This is a genomic window from bacterium (assembly GCA_028821235.1).
Taxonomy (GTDB): Bacteria; Actinomycetota; Acidimicrobiia; order Spongiisociales; family Spongiisociaceae; genus Spongiisocius.
In genome coordinates, this window is sequence record JAPPGV010000054.1 from 39,419 (window position 1) to 60,091 (window position 20,673).

The window sequence follows — 20,673 nt, forward strand, 5'->3', positions numbered from 1 at the left end:
ACGTCTCGTCGGCCTGCCGGCCGGCAACGAAACCCCAGGTCGAGGCATCGCCGCCAGACCGTCCCCGTCTCTCCCAGCACCCTTCTACCGGCGGGGTACGGCCCGGGCGACCCGGGTCCTCATCCGGATCAGCCCTTCCCGTTAGGCTTTTCCGGTATGGAGCACGACGGAAGCCGGAAGCACGACGGCATGCCGCCGTGGGTACCTCGTGTCATCGTGCTCGTGGTGCTGGCATTCCTCGGCACCTACCTCCTCGTGTGGTCGATCATCCGGCTGAGAAGTTTTCTCCTGGCGCTGCTGCTCTCCCTCTTCGCGTCCTTCGCGCTGGAGCCGGGTGTCGACTTCCTGGCCAGGCGGGGATGGCGCCGGGGATTGGCCACCAGCGTGGTGTTCGCGGCGGCCTTCGTGGTCGGTCTGGTGTTCGCGGCGGTCACGTTCCCGCCCATGGTGGTGGAGATCGCCTCCCTGATATCCAACATCCCCGGCTGGTTGACCGACCTGAGCGCCCTCCTGAACGACCGGTTCGGTCTCAACCTGAACCTCTCCAACTTGTCGGCCGGGATGCTCGACCTCCAGGGGTCGTTCCAGACCTACGCCACGTCCGTGGCCAGCGGCGTGCTCGGTGTGGGCGCGCAGGCCGTCAACCTGTTGCTCCAGCTGTTCACCATGGCGCTGTTCACCTTCTACCTGCTGGCGGACGGGCCCCGCTTCCGCAGGACGGTGCTGTCGCTGGTGCGTCCCGAGCGCCAGGCCGAGGTGAGCCGCATCTGGGAGATCGCGATCCGCAAGACCGGCGGCTACGTCTACTCCCGTGCCCTCCTGGCCCTGATCTCGGCGGTGTTCACCTACGTCTTCCTCCTGATCGTGGGGGTCCCGTACGCCCTGGCGCTGGCGGTGTGGGTTGGGGTGGTCAGCCAGTTCATCCCGGCTGTGGGTACCTACCTGGCCGCGCTGGTTCCGGTGCTGGTGGCCCTGACCGTGCGGCCCATCACCGCGGTGGTCGTGATCGTCGGGCTGGTGGTCTACCAGCAGATCGAGAACATCGTCCTCTCTCCCCGTATCACCGCCCGCACGATGTCGCTCCATCCCGCGGTGGCGTTCGGGTCGGTGCTGGTCGGTACCTCGCTCCTCGGCGTGGTCGGCGCGCTGGTGGCCCTTCCGGCAACCGCGATCATCCAGGCGTTCATCTCCACCTACGTCGAGCAGCACCACGTGGACGAGGAGCACCTCGGTGCGGCCTCTGAGCAGCCCGCGGGTGTCGAAGGGCCGCCCGCCGGAGACGGGGCGGACAGCTGAATACCTCCGGTGAGGATCGATTTCCAGATTCCAGGGTGTTCCTTTAATATAGGAACTTCTTCCCTATGTAAAGGAATAACGGAAATGTTGTTCCAGCCCCCTGCACCCGACAATGCGGAACTGGAGGTGGTCGCCGCGATCGATGGTGTCCGGCATCGCCTGCGATATCAACTGTACGAACCGCGCCGATGGGGTGGGCTACTCCGGAGGCTTCTGGAAGCCGACTCCATCCGGGCATCGACCGGCATCGAAGGCCATCATGTGAGCCGTGATGATGCGGTGGCGTCTGTGGATAGGGCCGAGCGGTTCGATGCATCCGACCCCGACTGGGCGGCTCTGGCCGGTTACCGGGATGCTATGGGATACGTCATCCAGATGAGCGACGATCCTCATTTCTCCTACAGTGACGGGTTGCTCCGCAGCCTCCACTACATGATGATGCAGCACGATCATGACAAGCTCCCTGGCCTGTACCGACCTGGTCCTATCTTCGTGGGTGACTACGAAGGTCCGGCTAGCGAGATGGTGCCCGGGCTGATGCGGGAACTCGCCGAGCGGCTCAACGAGGCCGGCGACAAGAGCCCACCGATCGTGCAGGCCGGAATGGCGCACCTCAACCTGCTGATGATCCATCCCTTCAAGGACGGGAACGGTCGGATGGCGCGCGCCCTACACACGCTGGTCATGGGCCGCAACGGCACGCTGGATCCCTGGTTCTCGAGCATCGAGGAGTATCTCGGGATCAACACGCCTCGCTACTACAGAGTGCTGGCCGAGGTGGGGGGGACCGGCTGGGCGCCGGAGCGCGATGCTCGACCCTGGATTCGGTTCGTCCTCGGCGCCCACTACCACCAGGCGCACTCGATGGAGTGGCGGATCGAGGAGTCGAACCGCGTGTGGGCAACCGTGGACCGGGTGCGTGCCGAGGCCGGCTTGGACGAACGGAACATGGGTTCGCTGTTCGACGCGGCGGAGGGGTACCGGGTGCGGCGGTATCGGCACGTCGCCTACGCCGACACAAGCGAGCGCGTGGCATCGGCCGATCTCAGGAAGCTGGTGGATCTCGGGCTGCTACGACCGGTGGGAGAGCGGCGGGGCCGCTACTACCTAGCGTCGGAGCAGTTCCTGTCGCGCGTGGCGGAGGCGCGAACGTTCCGACCACAGATACCCGACCCTTTCGGCTCGGTCTGATCGTCCGGCGTAGTCTTCTCCGGCTGTGGCCGGCTCCAAGCACGCTGTACTCGTCTACCGTTCCTGGTAGCCAGAGAGGAGGGGCAGTGGCACAGTTCGATATCGATGCGATGCTGGAACGCTTCCGAAACCGCGCCGAAGCCGTGCGCCAGCGTCCCCTGCCCCCGGTGGCGGGCGAGGGCCGGAGGGCGTTCATAGAGCAGGCCGAGACGGACTACACCGATTTCGCCCTGGTCGGCGGGGCGGTCTGGTCGGTGGAGCAGGATCACCTGGTCCTGAGGATCCCGCTCGCAGGGGGGTAGCCGATGGACGTGAGCGCCTGGATCGGGTCGCTGCGCTCCGAGGGCCGGCGCATGGCCACTGTGGCTGCCGGCCTGTCCCTGGATGATCCGGTGCCAACCTGTCCCGAGTGGAACGTGCGGCAGTTGTTGCGCCACACCGGCTGGGTGCACCGATGGGCGGGCACGATGGTCCGGGATGCCAGGCCGGAGCCTCCCGGCCGTGAGGATATGCTCCCCGGCGGCTGGCCCCCCGACGGAGGGCTGGTGGACTGGTTCCGGGAGGGTCACGCGCGGCTGGTGTCGGCCCTGGAGTCGGCCCCCGACGATCTCGACTGCTGGACCATCATGCAGATGCCCGACTCCCGGGCGTTCTGGGCGCGGCGCCAGGCCCACGAGACCGCCATCCATCGGGTTGACGCCGAGTTGGTCGCCGGCGCCGTCTCCGGATTCGATGCGGAACACGCCGCGGACGGGATCGACGAGTTGATGGTGTTCTTCATCTCGCGACCCGACCGCGGTCCGAGAGCTCCCGAGGCTAAGACCCTCAGGGTGGTCGCCACCGATGCGGGCCGTCACTGGACGGTCTCCTTCGGACCGGCCGACTCGGCCGGCCGTGCCGGGGGAGAGGGGCCGGTGGATTGCACCGTGACGGGCCGGGCCTCCGACCTGTACCTGTACCTCTGGAACCGGATCCCGCCCGATGACATCCGGGTGGAAGGCCGGGGCGACGTGCTCGACTACTGGAGCGAGACCTCGTTCTGATGGGTCGGCGCGACCGGATCAGGCCGCGAAATTCACTTGGCGGCAATTACCGCGATTGCTGCCGCGCGCCTGATTAACTTTGACCTGTGTTCCCGACATACCGCACCGGTAGACGATGCAGCAGTATCTGAGCTTGCTGCAAGAGGTCAGGTACGAGGGAACCCTGAAGGAGGACCGTACCGGCGTCGGCACCTACAGCCTCTTCGGACGCCAACTCCGCTTCGACCTCGACAGGGGTTTCCCCCTGCTCACGACCAAGAAGGTCCACCTGCGCTCGGTGGTCCATGAGCTCCTGTGGTTCCTGGCCGGCGACTCCAACGTCCGGTATCTGCAGGACAACGGGGTGTCTATCTGGGACGCGTGGGCCCACCCGGGTACCGGCGACCTGGGTCCTATATACGGCGTGCAGTGGCGCAGCTGGACCGGCGCCGACGGCCGGACCATCGACCAGCTGTCAGACGTGGTGGACCGGATCCGTACCGACCCCGACTCCCGGCGGCTGGTCGTCTCGGCCTGGAACGTGTCCGACCTGCCGGAGATGGCGCTCCCTCCGTGCCACGTGCTGTTCCAGTTCTACGTGACCCACGGTCGCCTGAGCCTCCAGCTCTACCAGCGCAGCGCCGACATCTTTCTGGGAGTGCCCTTCAACATCGCCTCGTACTCGCTGCTCCTGATGATGGTGGCCAGGGTGACCGGCCTCCGTCCGGGAGAGTTCGTCCACACCTTCGGTGACGTGCACCTGTACAGGAACCATGTCGAGCAGGCCGATGCGCAGCTCCGGCGGCGGCCCAGGCCTCTCCCGTCGCTGGTCCTTCCCGAGCGGAACGACCTGTTCTCGTATCGCTACGAGGACATCCGCGTGATCGGCTACGACCCCCACCCGGCCATCCCGGCACCGGTGGCCGTCTGAGCATCGGCCCGCTCGCACCACCCGCCGCGGGCAGAGTCTGCAACCACGGTGGAGCTTGTAATCTGGTCCGTGGATCGGTACCGGATCATCCGGACCGCAACCAGGAGCGTGAATGAAGATCGTCGTGGTAGGCCCGGGACGGGCCGGTGGATCGCTGGCGGTGGCCGCTCGAGCCGCAGGTCACGAGTTGGTGGGTATCTTCGGCCGCCGGACCCGCCACCAGCCGCTGGCCGAACACCTCGGAGTCCGGATCCGCCTTATCGGAGAGCCGATGCCCGAGGCCGATCTGCTGGTGGTGGCGGTCCGGGACGATGCCCTTCCCGAGGTGGCCGCAACCCTGTCTCCGCCGGCGGACCGGATACGCGGCGCCATCCATCTCTCGGGCCTGACATCGGTCCGGGTCCTGGACCCGCTCCGCGAGGCCGGCCTGGTGACCGGCAGCTTCCACCCGCTGCAGACCTTGCCGGGCTGGGAGGCCGGATCGCGCGCCTTCCCAGGCGCCTTCGTCGGGATAACCGCCCCCGACGATTGGGCTACCGAGCTGGAGTCCTTCGCCCGGTCGCTCGGGTGCCGACCGTTCCGGGTGGCGGATGATCGCAAGCCGCTGTACCACGCGGCGGGAGGCGTGGCCGCCAACTACGTCTCGGCGGCGCTCTGCGTGGCGGAGTACATGTTCACGGAGGCCGGCGTCGATCCCGCGGCGGCCCGCCCGATGGTGGAACAGGCGGTTGCCAACGCCTTCGACCTGGGATTCCGGGAGTCGTTGACCGGGCCGATCTCGCGGGGCGACCTCGGGACCGTCCGGCGCCAGATCGAGGCGGTCGACCGCCACGCGCCGGACGCATCGGAAGCCTTCCGGGTTCTGACCAGGCTGACCGCCCAGCTGGCCGGGAGGGTCGAGGTGGAGGAGATACTCCAGGTGACCGCCCGCCCGCCGGGAGGATCTCGTTCGCCGGGTCCGGTCATCGAGGGAGGGGGGTCGCCCTGAGAGTGGTAACCACCATGGCGGAGGCCAGGGCGCAGGCCGGCGGCTTGGTGGGACTCGTGCCGACCATGGGCTTCCTCCACGAGGGCCACCTCTCGCTGATGGAGCGCGCGGTGGCCGAGTGCGATCAGACGATGGCCACGCTCTACGTGAACCCCTTGCAGTTCGAAGACCCCGCCGACCTGGCCCGCTACCCGAGCGATCCGGACCGCGACCTGACGCTCGCCGAGGCATGCGGCGTGGACCTGATGGTCGTGCCCGGCCCGGAGGAGATGTTTCCGAGCAGGCCCCTGACCGGAGTGACGGTGGCCGGTATCGGGGAGCGGCTGGAAGGGGAGTTCCGTCCCGGCCACATGGACGGGGTGGCCACCGTGGTGACCAGGTTGCTGGCGGGCCTGCAGCCCCACCGGGCCTACTTCGGGCGGAAGGACGCCCAGCAGCTCGCGTTGATCGCCCGCCTCGTCCAGGACCTGGGTTTCCCGGTCGAAGTGGTGGGCTGCCCGCTCGTGAGGGAGGTCGACGGCCTGGCCTTGTCGTCGCGCAACGTCCTGCTGGGAGCGCGCCGAGCCGAGGCTCTGGCCCTGTCGATCGGGCTGATGCTGGCGGCCGACCGGTTCGACCGGGGTGAGCGGAGAGCTACCGTGTTGGAGGCGGCCGTGCGGAGCGCGGTTCCCGAGGATGCATTGGAGTACGCCCGTCTGTGCGAGGCCGCCACGATGACCCCGGCGACCATCGCCGAGGGCGAGACGGTTCTGGTGGCGGCTGCGCGCTTCGGGCCGGTCCGGATCATCGATAACGTTCATCTGGTCGCCGACCGTCATGGCGCGTCGGCGGACCGCGGAGTCAGGCTGGGACGGCCCAGCCTCCTTTACGGATCGGAGGGAACCATGACCGCGCGTGAACAGGCCATGGAGCCACCGGGCGGGGCGGCCTGACCATGTTCCTGGCAATCGACATCGGCAACACCCAGACGGTGATCGGTCTGTTCGACGGTTCCGAGATTGTCGCCCGTTGGCGCCTCTCGAGCGGTCGGGAACGGACCGAGGACGAGTTCACGATCCTGTTGCGGGGCTTGCTGGGCCCGACCGGCTATCGCGCCGCCGACTTCGATGGGGCGGCCATGTCTTCGGTGGTTCCGCCGGTGGCAACCGCCCTGCGCTCGTCGCTGGAGAAGCTGGTCGGGTCGCGGGTTCTGGTGGTGGGGCCGGGGGTGCGGACCGGTATGGCCATCAAGATCGACAATCCCCGGGAGGTAGGGGCCGACCGGGTGGTCAACTCCGTGGCGGCGCGGGAGCGCTACGGCGCTCCCTCAGTGGTGGTGGACTTCGGTACCGCCACGACGTTCGACGTGGTGGATGCGGACGGCGCCTACATCGGCGGCGCAATCGCTCCCGGGCTCGAAGTCTCGATGGACGCGCTGGTGTCGGCCACGGCCGCCCTGCGGCGGGTGGACCTGGTGGAGCCCCGGTCCGTGGTGGGTCGTGGCACCGTGGAAGCCATCCAGAGCGGGCTGCTCTACGGCTACGCCGGCCTGGTCGACGGAATCCTGGCCCGGATCCTCGAAGAGGCGGAGGGGAGAGGCGGGGGGCCGGTGGCGACGGTTGCCACCGGCGGGATCGCCTCGGTAATAGTCCCGCTGTCGCAGTTGGTGAGCACCGTCGACCCCACCCTGACCCTTGAAGGCCTCAGGCTCGTATGGGAGCGCAATCTCTAGGAGTGTGCTCAACAACCGGACGTCTTCAGTGCCCTCCTATTGTCTTGATTCGGGGATTCGTCATCAGTCTCGGAGACATCGAGAACGCGAAAAACGCCGGAATACGCCCTCCCCGGCGGGCCCATCCCCCAGCCACCACCTCCTTCGGTCCGAACGCGTCCCGCTATCCCCCTACGGGTCCGCTCCCGAATTGATCCCGGTTCCGGTTCCCTCGACGTCGAAAGCAGGAAACCGGCGGTGCTTGTGACTGCCGGACAGTATGCGGCAGGTATGTGACGTGTTCAACCCCTTTGTCCGGACGCCGGACCCGCGCCGTCCGCCACGGTGACTGGTCACAGAACACGGCGACGAAGGACCCGGGACACCAGCTCCAGCGTCTCATATGTAGGGCTTTATGGGAGTAGGGGGGGTGGTGGGCTTTGGGAACACGAATGCTCAGGGCTATCCGCCGGGGCGAGTAGCCTGCCGACCGATGGCTGAGCCCGAGACACCACCCGAGCGCGAGGTTCCCGAAGGGGCCGGTCTGGCCGAGCACCCTCTTACCTCGCGTCGCCTGGACAAGGTCGCCCGGTTACGCGCCGGTGGCGTCGAGCCCTACCCGCTGGGATACGACCGGGACGCAGCCGCCGCCGAGCTGCACGAGAGGTTCGGCAGCCTGGAGGCGGACACCAGGACCGGGGTGGAGGTCCGGGTGGCCGGACGCCTCATGAACACCCGGCGCCTCGGCCGGTTGATCTTCGGTGTGCTCCAGGACTATTCGGGACGTATCCAACTGTTCGCCGAGGCCGGGGGTCTCGGCGAGGAGGGTTTGGCCGGCTTCGAGGATCTGGATCAGGGCGACTGGATCTGGGCCCTAGGGGAGGTGATGACCACCCGCCGTGGCGAGTTGAGCGTCCACCTGGCCGACTTCGCACTGCTGGCCAAGAGCCTGAGGCCCCTGCCGGCCAAGTGGCACGGACTCAAGGACACGGAGGTCCGGTTCCGCCGCCGCGAGCTGGACCTGCTGGTCAACCCCGAATCCCGGCGGATAGCAGAGGTCCGGGCCGGGGTGGTGTCCGAGTTGCGCCGCCAGTTCGAGGAGCGGGGTTTCGTCGAGGTGGAGACCCCGGTGCTGCAGGTTCAGGCGGGCGGCGCGCTGGCCCGTCCGTTCGAGACCTACCACAACGCGCTCGGGCTACCGATGTACCTGCGGATCGCCACGGAGCTGCACCTCAAGCGGCTGGTCGTGGGCGGCATGGAGCGGGTGTTCGAGCTGGGCCGGGTCTTCCGGAACGAGGGGATCGACGCCAGGCACAACCCCGAGTTCACCACCCTAGAGGCCTACCAGGCGCTGGCCGACTACCACGACATCATGCGCCTGATGGAGGAGGTGATCCCGGCTGTGGCGGAGCGGGTGATCGGCGCCACCGGGCTCAGCTACCAGGGTCGTCCCCTCGACCTCCGGCCTCCCTACCGGCGGGTCCCCATGCTCGAGCTGGTGTCCGAGGCGCTGGGCGCCGCCATCACGCCGTCCACTCCCGTTGCCGAGCTACGAGCCCTGGCCGGCTCGGCCGGTTTGCAGGCCGATCAGGATTGGGGATTCGGGAAGCTGGTCGAAGAGGTGTTCGACCAGCGCGTCGAGCAGCATCTGTGGGAGCCCACCTTCGTGATCGACCATCCCATCGACATCTCCCCGCTGGCCCGCCAGCACCGTTCGGTCGAGGGCCTGGTGGAACGCTTCGAGCTATACATCGCCGGCGCCGAGTATGTGGACGCGTTCACCGAACTCAACGATCCGCTCGACCAGCGGGCTCGGTTCGAGGCTCAGGCGGCAGCCCGCGCGGCCGGTGACCAGACCGCCCACCCGGTGGACGAGAGCTTCCTGCAGGCGCTGGAACTGGGCATGCCCCCCACCGGAGGCCTCGGCATCGGCGTCGACCGGCTGGTGATGCTGTTGACCGGCCAGCGGAATCTCCGCGAGGTGGTCCTGTTCCCCCACCTGCGCCCTGAAGCCTAGTCGCTAGTCGTTAGTGCTTAGTAATAACTAGCGACTAGGAACTAGCAACTAGCGACTCGCTCCGACGGATCCCACTCGGTCGACTAGGAAGTCACCCATGCGCCGGAAGACCTCCCGGGCCTCGATGTCGGGCAGGCCGGCGGTGGCTTCGGCGGCCCTGGCGAGCCGGTGCCGGCACTCGTCGAGCACCCGCTGGACGTAGCCGCCCTCCCTGACCAGGCCGATCACCTCACCGACCGCATCCTCGGTTACGGGTCCCTCCTGTTGCAGGAGGGCCATGATCCGGCTTCCTGCCGACCCTTCCAGGGCGTAGAGGACCGGCAGCGTGTACACGCCATGGCGGATGTCGCTCCCGGCCGGCTTACCCAGTTCCTCCCCGGTGGACACCAGGTCGAGGGCGTCGTCGGTCAGCTGGAACACGATCCCCAGCTCCCAGGTGGCGGTGGACACCGCCTCGACCGTATCGTCCGCCGCGTCGGCGGCCAGCGCACCCAGGCGGGCCGAGGTCCTGATGAGGCTGGCGGTCTTACCCCCGATCACCCGGTAATGATCGGCGGGCCCGTGGCTGACGTCGCCTGTCAGCTTGAGCTCCAGGGCCTGGCCGGTCACGAGGTCCCGGTAGGTGTGCGCCAGGAGCTCGACCGAAGCCATGCCCAGGTACGTAGCAGCGATCTCCGATGCCCGGGCGATGAGGAAGTCGCCGGCCAGGATGGCGAGCGAGTTGTCCCACCTGGCATTGACCGACGTGGTGCCGCGGCGCGTGTGGGCGCCGTCCATCACGTCGTCGTGGTACATGGATCCGATATGGATCAGCTCCACCGCCGCGCCGGCCTCGATCAGCCGGCGGTCGCGGGTGGGCCCGAACTCACCGGCCAGCTGGGTGAGGACCGGCCGGTAGCGCTTGCCTCCCGCGAGCAGCAGGTGTTGGGAGATCTCGGTGAGAAAGTCGTCACCGGCGCGGGACACGTCGAGCAGCCGTTGCTCGACGCGTTCCATTCGCTCCCAGACCCCGGGAATCTCGATCAGGGCCCTGATGGTGTCGGTGGACAATGGCATCCGTTCGCCGCCGCGGTAGAGCGCCGTATGGTAAGCGGATTGCCCCGCTCTTCTCCCATCGGCTTGTCACCGGCTTGCGTTATAGTCGCCGGTTACCGGGACGAGTACTCCTAAGCTTGTATCCTGTGAGCCAGAGCCGCCGAGTCGGAGGTTGACCGCCAGTGTTCGAACGCTTCACCGACCGGGCCCGCAGAGTGGTGGTCCTGGCCCAGGAAGAAGCGCGGCTACTCAACCACAACTACATCGGCACCGAGCACATCCTCCTCGGCCTCATCCACGAAGGCGAGGGGGTCGCCGCCCGGGGTCTGCTCAACCTCGGTATCCGGCTGGACTCCGTGCGTAGCCAGGTGGTGGAGACCATCGGCCAGGGGCACCAGTCCCCGGCCGGCCACATCCCGTTCACTCCCAGGGCCAAGAAGGTACTGGAGTTGAGCCTGCGGGAGGCCCTGCAGCTGGGACACAACTACATCGGCACCGAGCACATCCTCCTCGGCCTGATCCGCGAGGGTGACGGGGTGGCCGCGCAGGTGCTGGAGAAGTTGGGCGCCGACCTGCCCAGGGTGCGGCATACGATAATCCAACTCCTCTCCGGCGGTTCGGGAGACGAGCCCGCCCGGGCCGGTACCGCTCCGTCCGGCAGGGGTTCGTCCCAATCGGGTTCCACCGTGCTGGACCAGTTCGGACGCAACCTCACCCATATGGCCCGTGATCACGCGCTCGATCCGGTGATCGGTCGCTACCCCGAGATCGAACGGGTCATGCAGATCCTCTCGAGGCGCTCCAAGAACAACCCGGTCCTGATCGGTGAGCCCGGGGTGGGCAAGACGGCGATCGTGGAGGGCCTGGCCCAGCGGATCGTGGCGGGCGAGGTACCCGACACCCTCAACACCAAGCAGATCTACACCCTCGACCTGGGCGCCCTGGTGGCGGGGTCCCGCTACCGCGGCGACTTCGAGGAACGCCTCAAGAAGGTCCTGAAGGAGATCAAGAACCGGGGAGACATCGTCCTCTTCATCGATGAGATCCACACCTTGGTGGGTGCGGGAGCGGCGGAGGGCGCCATCGACGCCGCCAGCATTCTGAAGCCCATGCTGGCCCGGGGCGAGCTGCAGACCGTCGGGGCGACCACCCTGGAGGAGTACCGTAAGTACCTGGAAAAGGACTCCGCCCTGGAGCGCCGGTTCCAGCCCATTCACGTGGACGAGCCCACCGTTGCCGAGACGGTCCGGATACTGCACGGGCTCAAGGACCGGTACGAGGCCCATCACTCGGTGCGCTTTACGGACAGCGCGCTCAAGACGGCCGCCACCCTCGCCGACCGCTACATCTCGGATCGCTTCCTCCCCGACAAGGCCATCGACCTGATCGACGAGGCGGGCAGCCGCAACCGGATCTTCCGGAGCTCCTCCAGCTCCCAGATCCGCCAGATCGACGACCAGTTGAGCGCGGTCCGCAACGACAAGATGGAAGCGGTCTCCGCGCAGCAGTTCGAGCGGGCGGCCCAACTCCGCGACCAGGAACGGGCTCTGATCTCCGACCGGGCCCGCTACAAGGCCGAGTCGGCCGAGTCGTCCGCTGTGGTGGACGACACGTTGATCGATGAGGACGAGATCGCCGACGTGCTCGCCCAGTGGACCGGCATTCCGGTCCATCGGCTCACCGAGGAGGAGACCGCCCGGTTGGTCCACATGGAGGAGGAGCTCCACAAGCGGATCATCGGGCAGCACGACGGGATCTCGGCGGTGAGCCGGGCCATCCGCCGCACCAGGGCCGGCCTCAAGGATCCGAAGCGGCCGAGCGGTTCGTTCATCTTCCTCGGGCCGTCCGGAGTGGGGAAGACCGAGACCGCCAAGGCGCTGGCGGAGTTCCTGTTCGGCGACGAGGACTCTCTCATCCAGCTCGACATGTCGGAGTACATGGAGAAGCACACGGTGAGCCGCCTGGTCGGATCGCCACCCGGTTACGTGGGTTACGACGAGGGTGGCCAGCTCACCGAGGCGGTGCGCCGCAAGCCCTTCTCGGTGGTGCTGTTCGACGAGATCGAGAAGGCCCATTCCGACGTCTTCAACACCCTTCTCCAGATCCTGGAGGACGGTCGCCTGACCGATGCTCAGGGTCGGGCCGTGGACTTCAAGAACACCGTGATCATCATGACCTCCAATCTGGGTTCCGAGTCGTTGCGCAAGAAGGCGGTGGGATTCCAGCAGGAGAGCGACGAGGTCACCTACGAGAAGATGAAGGAGAGGCTGACCGACAACCTGAAGAAGCACTTCCGGCCCGAGTTCCTCAACCGGATCGACGAGGTGATCGTCTTCCACCAGCTCACCACCGACGAGGTCAAACAGATCGTCGACCTGATGCTGGTACGGGATCGGGAGCAGTTGGCCACCCAATCCCTCGACCTGGTGCTCAGCGACGCCGCCAAGACCTTCCTGGTCTCCAGGGGCTACGACCGCGACCTGGGCGCCCGCCCGTTGCGCAGGGCCATCCAGCGGTACCTCGAGGATCCGCTGGCCGAGCAGGTGTTGCTGGGCGAGTACACGCCGGGTACCACCATCGTGGTGGATGCTGATCCCGACGGCGACTCGCTCATCTTCGAGATGGTCGACACCCCCGACAGCCCCCCGTTGGATCTGGTCGACTCCTCCTGACTGTCGGCTGTCTAACCGCTCCGCGCATCCGGCGCGAGGCGGTCACATCCTCCGGCTCCCCATTAGCGGCGACCGTTCACCCGGCGTAGAATGTCCAACCCACCCGTCCCTGTACATCGGGGCCCGAATCAAAGGATCCAGAATCATGCGCGTTAAGACCAGGCTGTTGATCGTGCTGGCGGCCTTCGGGCTGCTGGCGGCCGCTTGCGGCGGCGATGAAACGCCCGCCACGACCGCAGCCCAGGCGACCTCCGCGACCTCCGCCACCACCCAGGCTCCGGCGGGTGAGCCCATCAGTATCGGTCTGGTCTATGACATCGGCGGTCGGGGTGATCAGTCGTTCAACGACGCGGCGGCGGCGGGCCTCGACAAGGCGGCCGCGGAGTTGGGGACACAGAACTCGGAGGCGTCTGCCAACGAGGACGGGACCAACCGTGAGGAGCTGCTGGCCTTGCAGGCGTCGGAAGGCTCCGATCTGGTGATCGGGGTCGGGTTCCTGTTCGGCGAGCCGATGGCGAACGTGGCGGCGGAGTATCCGGACACGAGCTTCGCGATCGTGGACTCAGTGGTGGACGCTCCAAACGTGGCCGGTCTCATCTTCGCCGAGGAGCAGGGGTCCTTCCTGGTGGGTGTGATAGCGGCTCTCAAGACGCAGACCGGTACGGTCGGTTACATCGGTGGGGTGAACATCCCGTTGATCCACGCTTTCGAGGCCGGGTTCCTGGCCGGGGTGCAAGCCATCGACCCCTCTATCCAGGTGATCTCCCAGTACGTGACGGAGCCGCCCGATTTCAGCGGGTTCAACGATCCGGCGGCGGGTCGGGTGATCGCGCAGTCGATGTTCGAGCAGGGCGCCGATGTGGTGTACCACGCGGCGGGCGGCACCGGGGGCGGTCTGTTCCAGGCCGCCAAGGACTACTCCGAGGCCAACAACACCCATGTGTGGGCGATCGGGGTCGACTCCGACCAGTACCTCACCGCGGGTGCGGACTTCCAGCCCTACATCCTGACGTCGATGCTCAAGCGGGTGGACGTGGCGGTGTTCAACACCATCCAGGCGATCCAGTCGGGCACGTTCGCGCCGGGTCCGCAGGTGTTCGACCTGTCGGTGGACGGTGTCGGGTACTCGACCTCCGGCGGTTACGTGGACGACATCGCGGGCCAACTCGACAACTGGAAGGGGCGGATCGTCTCCGGTGAGATCGTGGTGAGCCGCGACCCGACCGACCTGGGGGTGGTGCCTCCGCCGCCCGCGACAGGCGAGCCGGTGAGCGTCGGTCTGGTCTATGACATCGGCGGTCGGGGTGATCAGTCGTTCAACGACGCGGCGGCGGCGGGCCTCGACAAGGCGGCCGCGGAGTTGGGGACACAGAACTCGGAGGCGTCTGCCAACGAGGACGGGACCAACCGTGAGGAGCTGCTGGCCTTGCAGGCGTCGGAAGGCTCCGATCTGGTGATCGGGGTCGGGTTCCTGTTCGGCGAGCCGATGGCGAACGTGGCGGCGGAGTATCCGGACACGAGCTTCGCGATCGTGGACTCAGTGGTGGACGCTCCAAACGTGGCCGGTCTCATCTTCGCCGAGGAGCAGGGGTCCTTCCTGGTGGGTGTGATAGCGGCTCTCAAGACGCAGACCGGTACGGTCGGTTACATCGGTGGGGTGAACATCCCGTTGATCCACGCTTTCGAGGCCGGGTTCCTGGCCGGGGTGCAAGCCATCGACCCCTCTATCCAGGTGATCTCCCAGTACGTGACGGAGCCGCCCGATTTCAGCGGGTTCAACGATCCGGCGGCGGGTCGGGTGATCGCGCAGTCGATGTTCGAGCAGGGCGCCGATGTGGTGTACCACGCGGCGGGCGGCACCGGGGGCGGTCTGTTCCAGGCCGCCAAGGACTACTCCGAGGCCAACAACACCCATGTGTGGGCGATCGGGGTCGACTCCGACCAGTACCTCACCGCGGGTGCGGACTTCCAGCCCTACATCCTGACGTCGATGCTCAAGCGGGTGGACGTGGCGGTGTTCAACACCATCCAGGCGATCCAGTCGGGCACGTTCGCGCCGGGTCCGCAGGTGTTCGACCTGTCGGTGGACGGTGTCGGGTACTCGACCTCCGGCGGCCACGTGGACGACATAACGGCCGAGCTCGACGCCTTCAAGGAGAAGATCGTTTCCGGCGAGATCGTGGTGAGCCGCGACCCCGCCGACTACGCGGGTTGACGGAGGCCCGATCGGGAGACAAGGTGACGAGCGTCGGCTGACGAAGGGATGATGAGCCGATGAGCGTCGCGGTGCGGTTGAAGGGAATCACCAAGCGATTCCCCGGTGTGCTGGCCAACGACCGCATCGACCTCGTAGTGGAGGCGGGCGAGATCCACGCCATCTGCGGCGAGAACGGCGCCGGCAAGTCGACGCTCATGAAGATCCTCTACGGGATGCAGGCTCCCGATGAGGGAAGCATCGAGGTGCTCGAGCAGGAGCGCACCTTCTCCTCCCCCAGGGAGGCGATCGACGTGGGTATAGGGATGGTCCACCAGCACTTCATGCTGGCCGACAACCTCACCGTGATCGAGAACGTGATCCTCGGTGCGGAGCCGTCCAAGGGGGCGTTGATCGACTTCGCCACCGCCCGGTCCCGGCTGAGGGAGCTGGGTGAGGCCTACGGCTTGGCGCTCGACCTCGATGACGCCGTCGGTACCTTGGAGGTGGGGGAGAGGCAGCGGATCGAGATCATCAAGATCCTCTACCGCGGGGCGCGCATCCTCATCCTGGACGAGCCCACCGCGGTGCTGGTTCCCCAGGAGGTGGAGGAGTTGTTCCGCAACCTGAGGGAACTCAAGACCGAGGGACACACCATCATCTTCATCGACCACAAGCTGGACGAGGTGCTGGAGATAGCAGACACGATCACGGTGCTCCGCCAGGGCCGGTCGGTGGCGCGGGTCAAGCCGGAGGACGTGACCGCCCAGGATCTGGCCGAGTTGATGGTGGGCTCGGAACTTCCCACTCCCGAGACGCGTGAGGCGACCGTCACCGACCGGACCGCCGTCGAGGTCAAGGGGATCTCGGTGGTGGATGAGGCCGGGGTGACGAGGTTGCGGGACGTCGGATTCTCGGTCCAGTGCGGCGAGATCGTCGGGGTGGCAGGTGTGGAGGGCAACGGCCAGGGTGAGTTGGTGGAGGCGATCCTGGGAATCGCACCGGTGACCGGAGGCTCCATCCATCTGCACGGCGACGACGTGACCGGCTGGTCGGTGCGGCAACGCCGGGAGGCCGGCCTCGGGTATATCCCCGAGGATCGCCACCGGCGGGGACTGCTGCTGCCGGCGCCGGTCTGGGAGAACAGCATCCTGGGTCACCAGACGCGGCGGCGCTTCCTGAGCTCCCGGGTATGGATCGACGATGAGGCTTCCAGGGACCATGCCGCCAACGTGGTCGAGCGCTTCGACGTGCGCACACCCGGTGTCCACACGCCCGTCCATGCCCTTTCCGGCGGCAACCAGCAGAAACTGGTGGTGGGCCGGGAACTGGCCATCGAATGCAACCCGCTGATCGCAGCCCACCCCACGAGGGGAATCGACGTCGGCTCGCAGGCCGCCGTCTGGGAGGACCTGCGCCGGGCCCGGGCGGAAGGTTTGGGACTGCTGCTGATCTCGGCCGATCTCGAGGAGCTGATCGGCCTGAGCGACACGCTCCTAGTGATGCTGCGCGGTGAGATCGTGGCCAGGCTGGATCCGGCCAGGGTCACGCCGAGGGAGTTGGGCGCCTACATGACAGGGGCAGCCGCGTGAGCTGGACCGGTGTGCGCCGTGTGGTAGGGCCGCCATTGGCCGCGGTGGGGCTGGCGCTCCTGGTGGCCGCGCTCGTTCTGGTGGTGTCCGGGGCCGACCCCCTCGTGGCCTTCGGCAACATATGGGAGTACGGCAGCCGGCTGGAGACGGTCATCGAGTCGTTCAACCGGGCCACCCCGCTCTACCTGTCGGGCATCGCCTTCGCCATCGCCATGAGGATGAACCTCTTCCAGATCGGCGTGGAGGGCCAGTACATCCTGGCGGCATTCTTCGCCGCCTACGTCGGCGCCGGCGTAGGTTCCCTGTTCCCGCCGCTCCACATAGCCATCATCCTCGTGACGGCGATGATCGTGGGTGCGGCCTGGGCCGGGCTGGCGGGCTGGATGAAGGTGACCCGGAACGTCCACGAGGTCATCTCCACCATCATGCTCAACGCCATCGCGGTGTCCGGCGTGGTGTCGTTTCTGCTGGGCCGGTGGAAGATCGAGTCGGAGTCGCTCGACACCCGCCTGGGTGACATCGCCACCACCGGTTGGTTCCCCAGCCTCAACCCTATCGTCGAGCTGGTGACCCGCGAGATCAAGCGGGTCGAGTTGACCGGGTTCATCCTCGTGGCGGCGCTGGTGGGCGTCGCGTACCACCTCATCATCAACCGCTCCCGGCTCGGATACGACCTGCGCGCCACCGGCGCCAACCCCTGGGCCGCCGAGGCGAGCGGCGTGCCGCCCAAGCGGACCATCGTCCTGGCCATGCTGCTCAGCGGGGCGGTGGCCGGGCTGGTCGGCATGGCGGACCTGCTCGGAGACCAGCACTTCTACAGCCTCCGGTTCCCGCAGGGCCTGGGCTTCGCCGGGATAGCGGTGGCGCTGCTCGGCCGCAACCACGCGGTGGGGGCGGCCGTGGCCGCGTTGGCGTTCGGCTGGCTGGAACGGGCGTCGGGCGTGCTGGAGGTACGCGGGGACGCCCCGCGTGAGATCGTCACGATCATGGTGGCCGTGATCATCCTGTTCGCCGTGATCGCCTACGCACTGGCTCAGCGGCGCAGGAGGATCGAGGCCGCAGCGGCCGCGTCCTCACAGGTCGAGAGCGCCGCCGGAGCCGAGGAGGCCGACACGTGAGTGCCCTGCGCGAGCGGCCGACGATGAGCCTCGGGGCGAACCTCGTGAGCGGGAATCGCCGCTGGATCGTCTACGGGTTGGGCGCGGTGCTCCTGCTCGCCTCCACCCAGCAGTTCGCCTCCCTGCCGACGGACGATCTGACCTCGAGCGGAACGTGGGCCATCGCCCTGGCCTGGTCGGTGCCCATCCTGATGGCCGGCATGGGCGGGATCTTCTCGGAACGGTCCGGGGTGGTCAACATCGGCCTGGAGGGGATGTTGATCCTGGGTACCTGGTTCGGGGCCTTCGGGACCATGATCGGCGGCCCCTGGTTCGGAATGCTCCTCGCGGCCGTGGCAGGCGCCATGGGAGGCCTCGTCATGGCGGTGGCCGCGGTCGGGTTCAACGTGGATCACATAATCGCCGGGGTCGCCATCAACCTGATGGCTCCCGGCCTGACCCGGTTCCTGTCCGACCTGCACTTCTCGGATCGCGGCGGCTCGATCACTCAGTCCCCGACCATTTCCGGGGTGAGCAACTTCACGCTGCCGGTCCTGGCGGGCGGCACGATCTTCGGTTGGGAGAGCCCGGACGTCCTCGGCGCGATAGAGCGCGGCGGAATCTTCTTCATCTCGGACCTGGCCGGGATACTGCGCGGCTTCATGTTCCAGATGTCATGGCTCACCCTGATCGCCTACCTGGCGCTACCCATCTCGATACTCGTCCTGTGGAAGACCAGTTTCGGGCTGCGGCTGCGCAGCTGCGGCGAGCACCCGCACGCAGCCGACTCGTTGGGCGTCAACGTCTACAAGTACAAGTACTACGGCGTGGTGATCAGCGGCTTCCTGGCCGGGCTCGGGGGCGGTTTCCTGGCGATCCAGCTGTCCGGGCTGTACAAGGAGGGCCAGACCCAGGGGAAGGGCTACATCGGGTTGGCGACCATGATCTTCGGTAACTGGAACCCGATCGGCACCGCACGCGGGGCGTTGCTCTTCGGTTTCACCGAGACCCTGCGCCTTCGGGACGAGAACGCCGCCCACGGCCTGCTGCTGCTGGTGGTCCTCGCCATCGCCTTGCTGGTGCTGTGGCGCATCCTGAAGCGGAGGGGATACACCGGGACGCTGCAGCTGGCCATAGTGGCGATCGCGGTGGGGTTCTGGTACATGAACTCGACCAGCGTTCCCAACCAGCTCCCGGCCATCACCCCCCACATCGCGGTCCTCGTGGTGCTGCTGTTCGCCACCTCCCGCCTCCGCCCACCCGCCGCCGACGGCCTCCCCTTCCGCAAGGGCGAGACGTAGCGGCCTAGCGGCTCCGGAATCCGGATCGCCTCAGGTCATCTGTTTGAAGCGACCCGTATCTATGGCCTGCCTACGTCAGTACTGGATGTCGAGGGCGTAGCGCAGAGCCCGATCCATCATGGCCCTCTTGAACTCGCCAAGCCGTCCCACCGGACTTGAGTCGAGATACGAGATCGGGACGGTGATGAGGCTGTCGCAGTTGACTGCACAGGGTTCGGGTAGTCCTTCGTCTGGACCTACCTCTACTTCCGACCTGATACCCCGCACGGTACGGGTGATGGGCGCGCACGTGACAGAGGTGAGCACCGCGGCCGCTGCGTTCCGCGTAACCACGCACACGGGCCGCCTTCCGGCAGGTGGACCGAGATCTGCCCAGTAGATCTCGTTTCTCAAAACCACCTACCACTCGGGGACAGTGCGGGCTGCTAGCCGTGCCGCTGATCGTACGAGCGCCGGATCCGGAGGTAGGCGTCGGTAGGCCTCGGCCAGTTCGCGGTCGGCGGCCGCAGCTTCCTCGGCTGCGATAACCGCTCGTGCTCCACGGCGCAGGAGTTCGGAACGGTTGGTGCCCGATGCCTTGGCCAAGCGGTCTAGTTGGTCCACGAGGTTGTCATCGAGCTGTACCAGAACTTCACGGCGGGCCATGCACCATATGGTAATACATATGGGCTCGCATGGAAGCTGTGGTGGAGTCGGTCTTCCGGGTGAGCGGCTCGGCGAGCGGCAGCGGCGATGGCTGGAAGACCTACTCGGCGGACGCGAACAGGGCTAGCCGGCGGCTGCGTCGAAGATCATCTGCTTGAAGCGGTCTGTGTCTATGGCCTTGACTACCTCGACGTTGGCCGGATTTCCCGTTACGTCCAAGGAGTCGACCACCGACATTCCCCTGGTCAGCGGGCTCTCTGCCTCCACGTCCACGTAGTGGCGGGAGCTGGCGGTCACCACCCTGCGCTTGTCGATCGCCACCGCCATGGCGGTCGGGTCGGGGAGTTCCAGCCGGCGGGTGCCCGACTGCCGGTGGGCGGACTCGATCGCAGTGGAGTTGCAGTCGAGGAAGAAGTGGGCCAGGGGAGTGTCCAGTGCTCGGAGCGCGGACTGCTCGGTGGGGTCCAGGCCGGCCTCGCCGCGACAGATCTCCCAGCCGACCATCTCGATCGGAAGGCCGGAGGCGAAGACCATGCGGGCGGCGTGGGGATCGAACCACAGGTTGAACTCCGCCGCGGGGGTGACGTTGCCCACCTTGTTGGCGGTGCCTCCCATGACCACGCAGCGGCCCACCAGGTCCACGATGTCGGGCGCCTGTGCCAGGGCGAGCGCCACGTTGGTGAGCGGCCCGAGGGTGACCAGGGTGGAGCAGGGATTCCCGCGTATGTGGTTGATGAGGGCGCTTACGCCGTCCTCGTCCTCGGCGGATCGGGACGGGTGCGGGTATCCCTGGTCACCGAGCCCGTCCATCCCGTGGAACCAGGTAGCCGGGCGAGCCTTCACCAGCAGGGGACGGTCGGCGCCCGCGTAGACGGGTACGGCTGATCCGCACAACTCCGCTGTGTAGAGGGCGTTGCGGGTGGTGTCCTTCAGGGAGCAGTTACCGGCCACTGTCGTCATCGCCACCACGTCCACGTCGGGGTGGTTGAGGGCCATCGCCAG

At 67.1% G+C, this 20,673-nt stretch carries 18 protein-coding genes; 14 read left to right on the forward strand and 4 right to left on the reverse strand.

Annotation, left to right across the window (positions count from 1 at the left end; genetic code table 11):
• Nucleotides 1–156 precede the first annotated feature (156 nt).
• The 9 genes from OXK16_05835 to lysS all read left to right on the forward strand — a co-directional run bounded on the left by OXK16_05835 (nt 157) and on the right by lysS (nt 9,135).
• Entirely contained in the window at nt 157–1,296 is a 1,140-nt protein-coding gene (locus tag OXK16_05835; GenBank protein ID MDE0375469.1) for an AI-2E family transporter, read from the forward strand.
• Between the two features lie 84 nt (nt 1,297–1,380).
• Nucleotides 1,381–2,487: a Fic family protein gene (locus OXK16_05840; GenBank protein ID MDE0375470.1), complete on the forward strand. Its 1,107-nt coding sequence runs from the start codon at nt 1,381–1,383 to the stop codon at nt 2,485–2,487.
• 86 nt (nt 2,488–2,573) lie between these two features.
• On the forward strand, nt 2,574–2,789 hold the full coding sequence (locus tag OXK16_05845; GenBank protein MDE0375471.1) for a hypothetical protein: 216 nt from the start codon (nt 2,574–2,576) through the stop codon (nt 2,787–2,789).
• A 9-nt stretch (nt 2,790–2,798) separates the two neighbouring features.
• Nucleotides 2,799–3,530, forward strand: a complete 732-nt coding sequence (locus OXK16_05850) for a maleylpyruvate isomerase family mycothiol-dependent enzyme (GenBank protein MDE0375472.1) — start codon at nt 2,799–2,801, stop codon at nt 3,528–3,530.
• Nucleotides 3,531–3,645: 115 nt separating this feature from the next.
• Complete coding sequence (locus OXK16_05855) at nt 3,646–4,440, forward strand: thymidylate synthase (protein ID MDE0375473.1); 795 nt, start codon at nt 3,646–3,648, stop codon at nt 4,438–4,440.
• Nucleotides 4,441–4,552: 112 nt separating this feature from the next.
• Complete coding sequence (locus OXK16_05860) at nt 4,553–5,428, forward strand: DUF2520 domain-containing protein (GenBank protein ID MDE0375474.1); 876 nt, start codon at nt 4,553–4,555, stop codon at nt 5,426–5,428.
• Nucleotides 5,429–5,442: 14 nt separating this feature from the next.
• A complete protein-coding gene (gene panC / locus OXK16_05865) occupies nt 5,443–6,360 on the forward strand; it encodes a pantoate--beta-alanine ligase (protein MDE0375475.1) in 918 nt (305 codons plus the stop codon).
• Nucleotides 6,361–6,362: 2 nt separating this feature from the next.
• The gene (locus OXK16_05870) at nt 6,363–7,139 is read left to right on the forward strand and encodes a type III pantothenate kinase (protein ID MDE0375476.1); all 777 of its coding nucleotides are present in this window, start codon (nt 6,363–6,365) and stop codon (nt 7,137–7,139) included.
• A gap of 472 nt (nt 7,140–7,611) precedes the next feature.
• Nucleotides 7,612–9,135 (forward strand): lysine--tRNA ligase, encoded by a 1,524-nt coding sequence (gene lysS / locus OXK16_05875; GenBank protein MDE0375477.1) that lies wholly within the window; start codon nt 7,612–7,614, stop codon nt 9,133–9,135.
• Between the two features lie 48 nt (nt 9,136–9,183).
• On the opposite strand, the gene OXK16_05880 is transcribed toward lysS, so the two are convergent.
• On the reverse strand, nt 9,184–10,191 hold the full coding sequence (locus OXK16_05880; protein MDE0375478.1) for a polyprenyl synthetase family protein: 1,008 nt from the start codon (nt 10,189–10,191) through the stop codon (nt 9,184–9,186).
• A 161-nt stretch (nt 10,192–10,352) separates the two neighbouring features.
• On the opposite strand from OXK16_05880, the gene OXK16_05885 reads away from it, so the two are divergent.
• The 5 genes from OXK16_05885 (at nt 10,353) to OXK16_05905 (ending at nt 19,026) form a co-directional block, all read left to right on the forward strand.
• On the forward strand, nt 10,353–12,842 hold the full coding sequence (locus OXK16_05885; protein MDE0375479.1) for an ATP-dependent Clp protease ATP-binding subunit: 2,490 nt from the start codon (nt 10,353–10,355) through the stop codon (nt 12,840–12,842).
• A 145-nt stretch (nt 12,843–12,987) separates the two neighbouring features.
• Complete coding sequence (locus tag OXK16_05890) at nt 12,988–15,057, forward strand: BMP family ABC transporter substrate-binding protein (protein MDE0375480.1); 2,070 nt, start codon at nt 12,988–12,990, stop codon at nt 15,055–15,057.
• 59 nt (nt 15,058–15,116) lie between these two features.
• Nucleotides 15,117–16,628, forward strand: coding sequence for an ABC transporter ATP-binding protein (locus tag OXK16_05895; GenBank protein MDE0375481.1), 1,512 nt, complete (start codon nt 15,117–15,119; stop codon nt 16,626–16,628).
• The gene (locus OXK16_05900; GenBank protein MDE0375482.1) at nt 16,625–17,746 is read left to right on the forward strand and encodes an ABC transporter permease; all 1,122 of its coding nucleotides are present in this window, start codon (nt 16,625–16,627) and stop codon (nt 17,744–17,746) included. Before OXK16_05895 ends, OXK16_05900 begins: the two co-directional genes overlap by 4 nt.
• Nucleotides 17,743–19,026, forward strand: a complete 1,284-nt coding sequence (locus OXK16_05905; protein ID MDE0375483.1) for an ABC transporter permease — start codon at nt 17,743–17,745, stop codon at nt 19,024–19,026. Before OXK16_05900 ends, OXK16_05905 begins: the two co-directional genes overlap by 4 nt.
• A gap of 75 nt (nt 19,027–19,101) precedes the next feature.
• Here the strand turns inward: OXK16_05905 and OXK16_05910 are convergent, their stop codons facing one another.
• The 3 genes from OXK16_05910 to OXK16_05920 all read right to left on the reverse strand — a co-directional run.
• Nucleotides 19,102–19,419 carry a type II toxin-antitoxin system PemK/MazF family toxin gene (locus OXK16_05910; protein MDE0375484.1) on the reverse strand — a complete coding sequence of 106 codons (318 nt, stop codon included), beginning with the start codon at nt 19,417–19,419 and terminating at the stop codon, nt 19,102–19,104.
• Nucleotides 19,420–19,425: 6 nt separating this feature from the next.
• The gene (locus tag OXK16_05915; protein MDE0375485.1) at nt 19,426–19,671 is read right to left on the reverse strand and encodes a ribbon-helix-helix protein, CopG family; all 246 of its coding nucleotides are present in this window, start codon (nt 19,669–19,671) and stop codon (nt 19,426–19,428) included.
• A gap of 123 nt (nt 19,672–19,794) precedes the next feature.
• A partial coding sequence (locus tag OXK16_05920; protein ID MDE0375486.1) for a nucleoside hydrolase occupies nt 19,795–20,673 on the reverse strand: 879 nt, incomplete at its 5' end.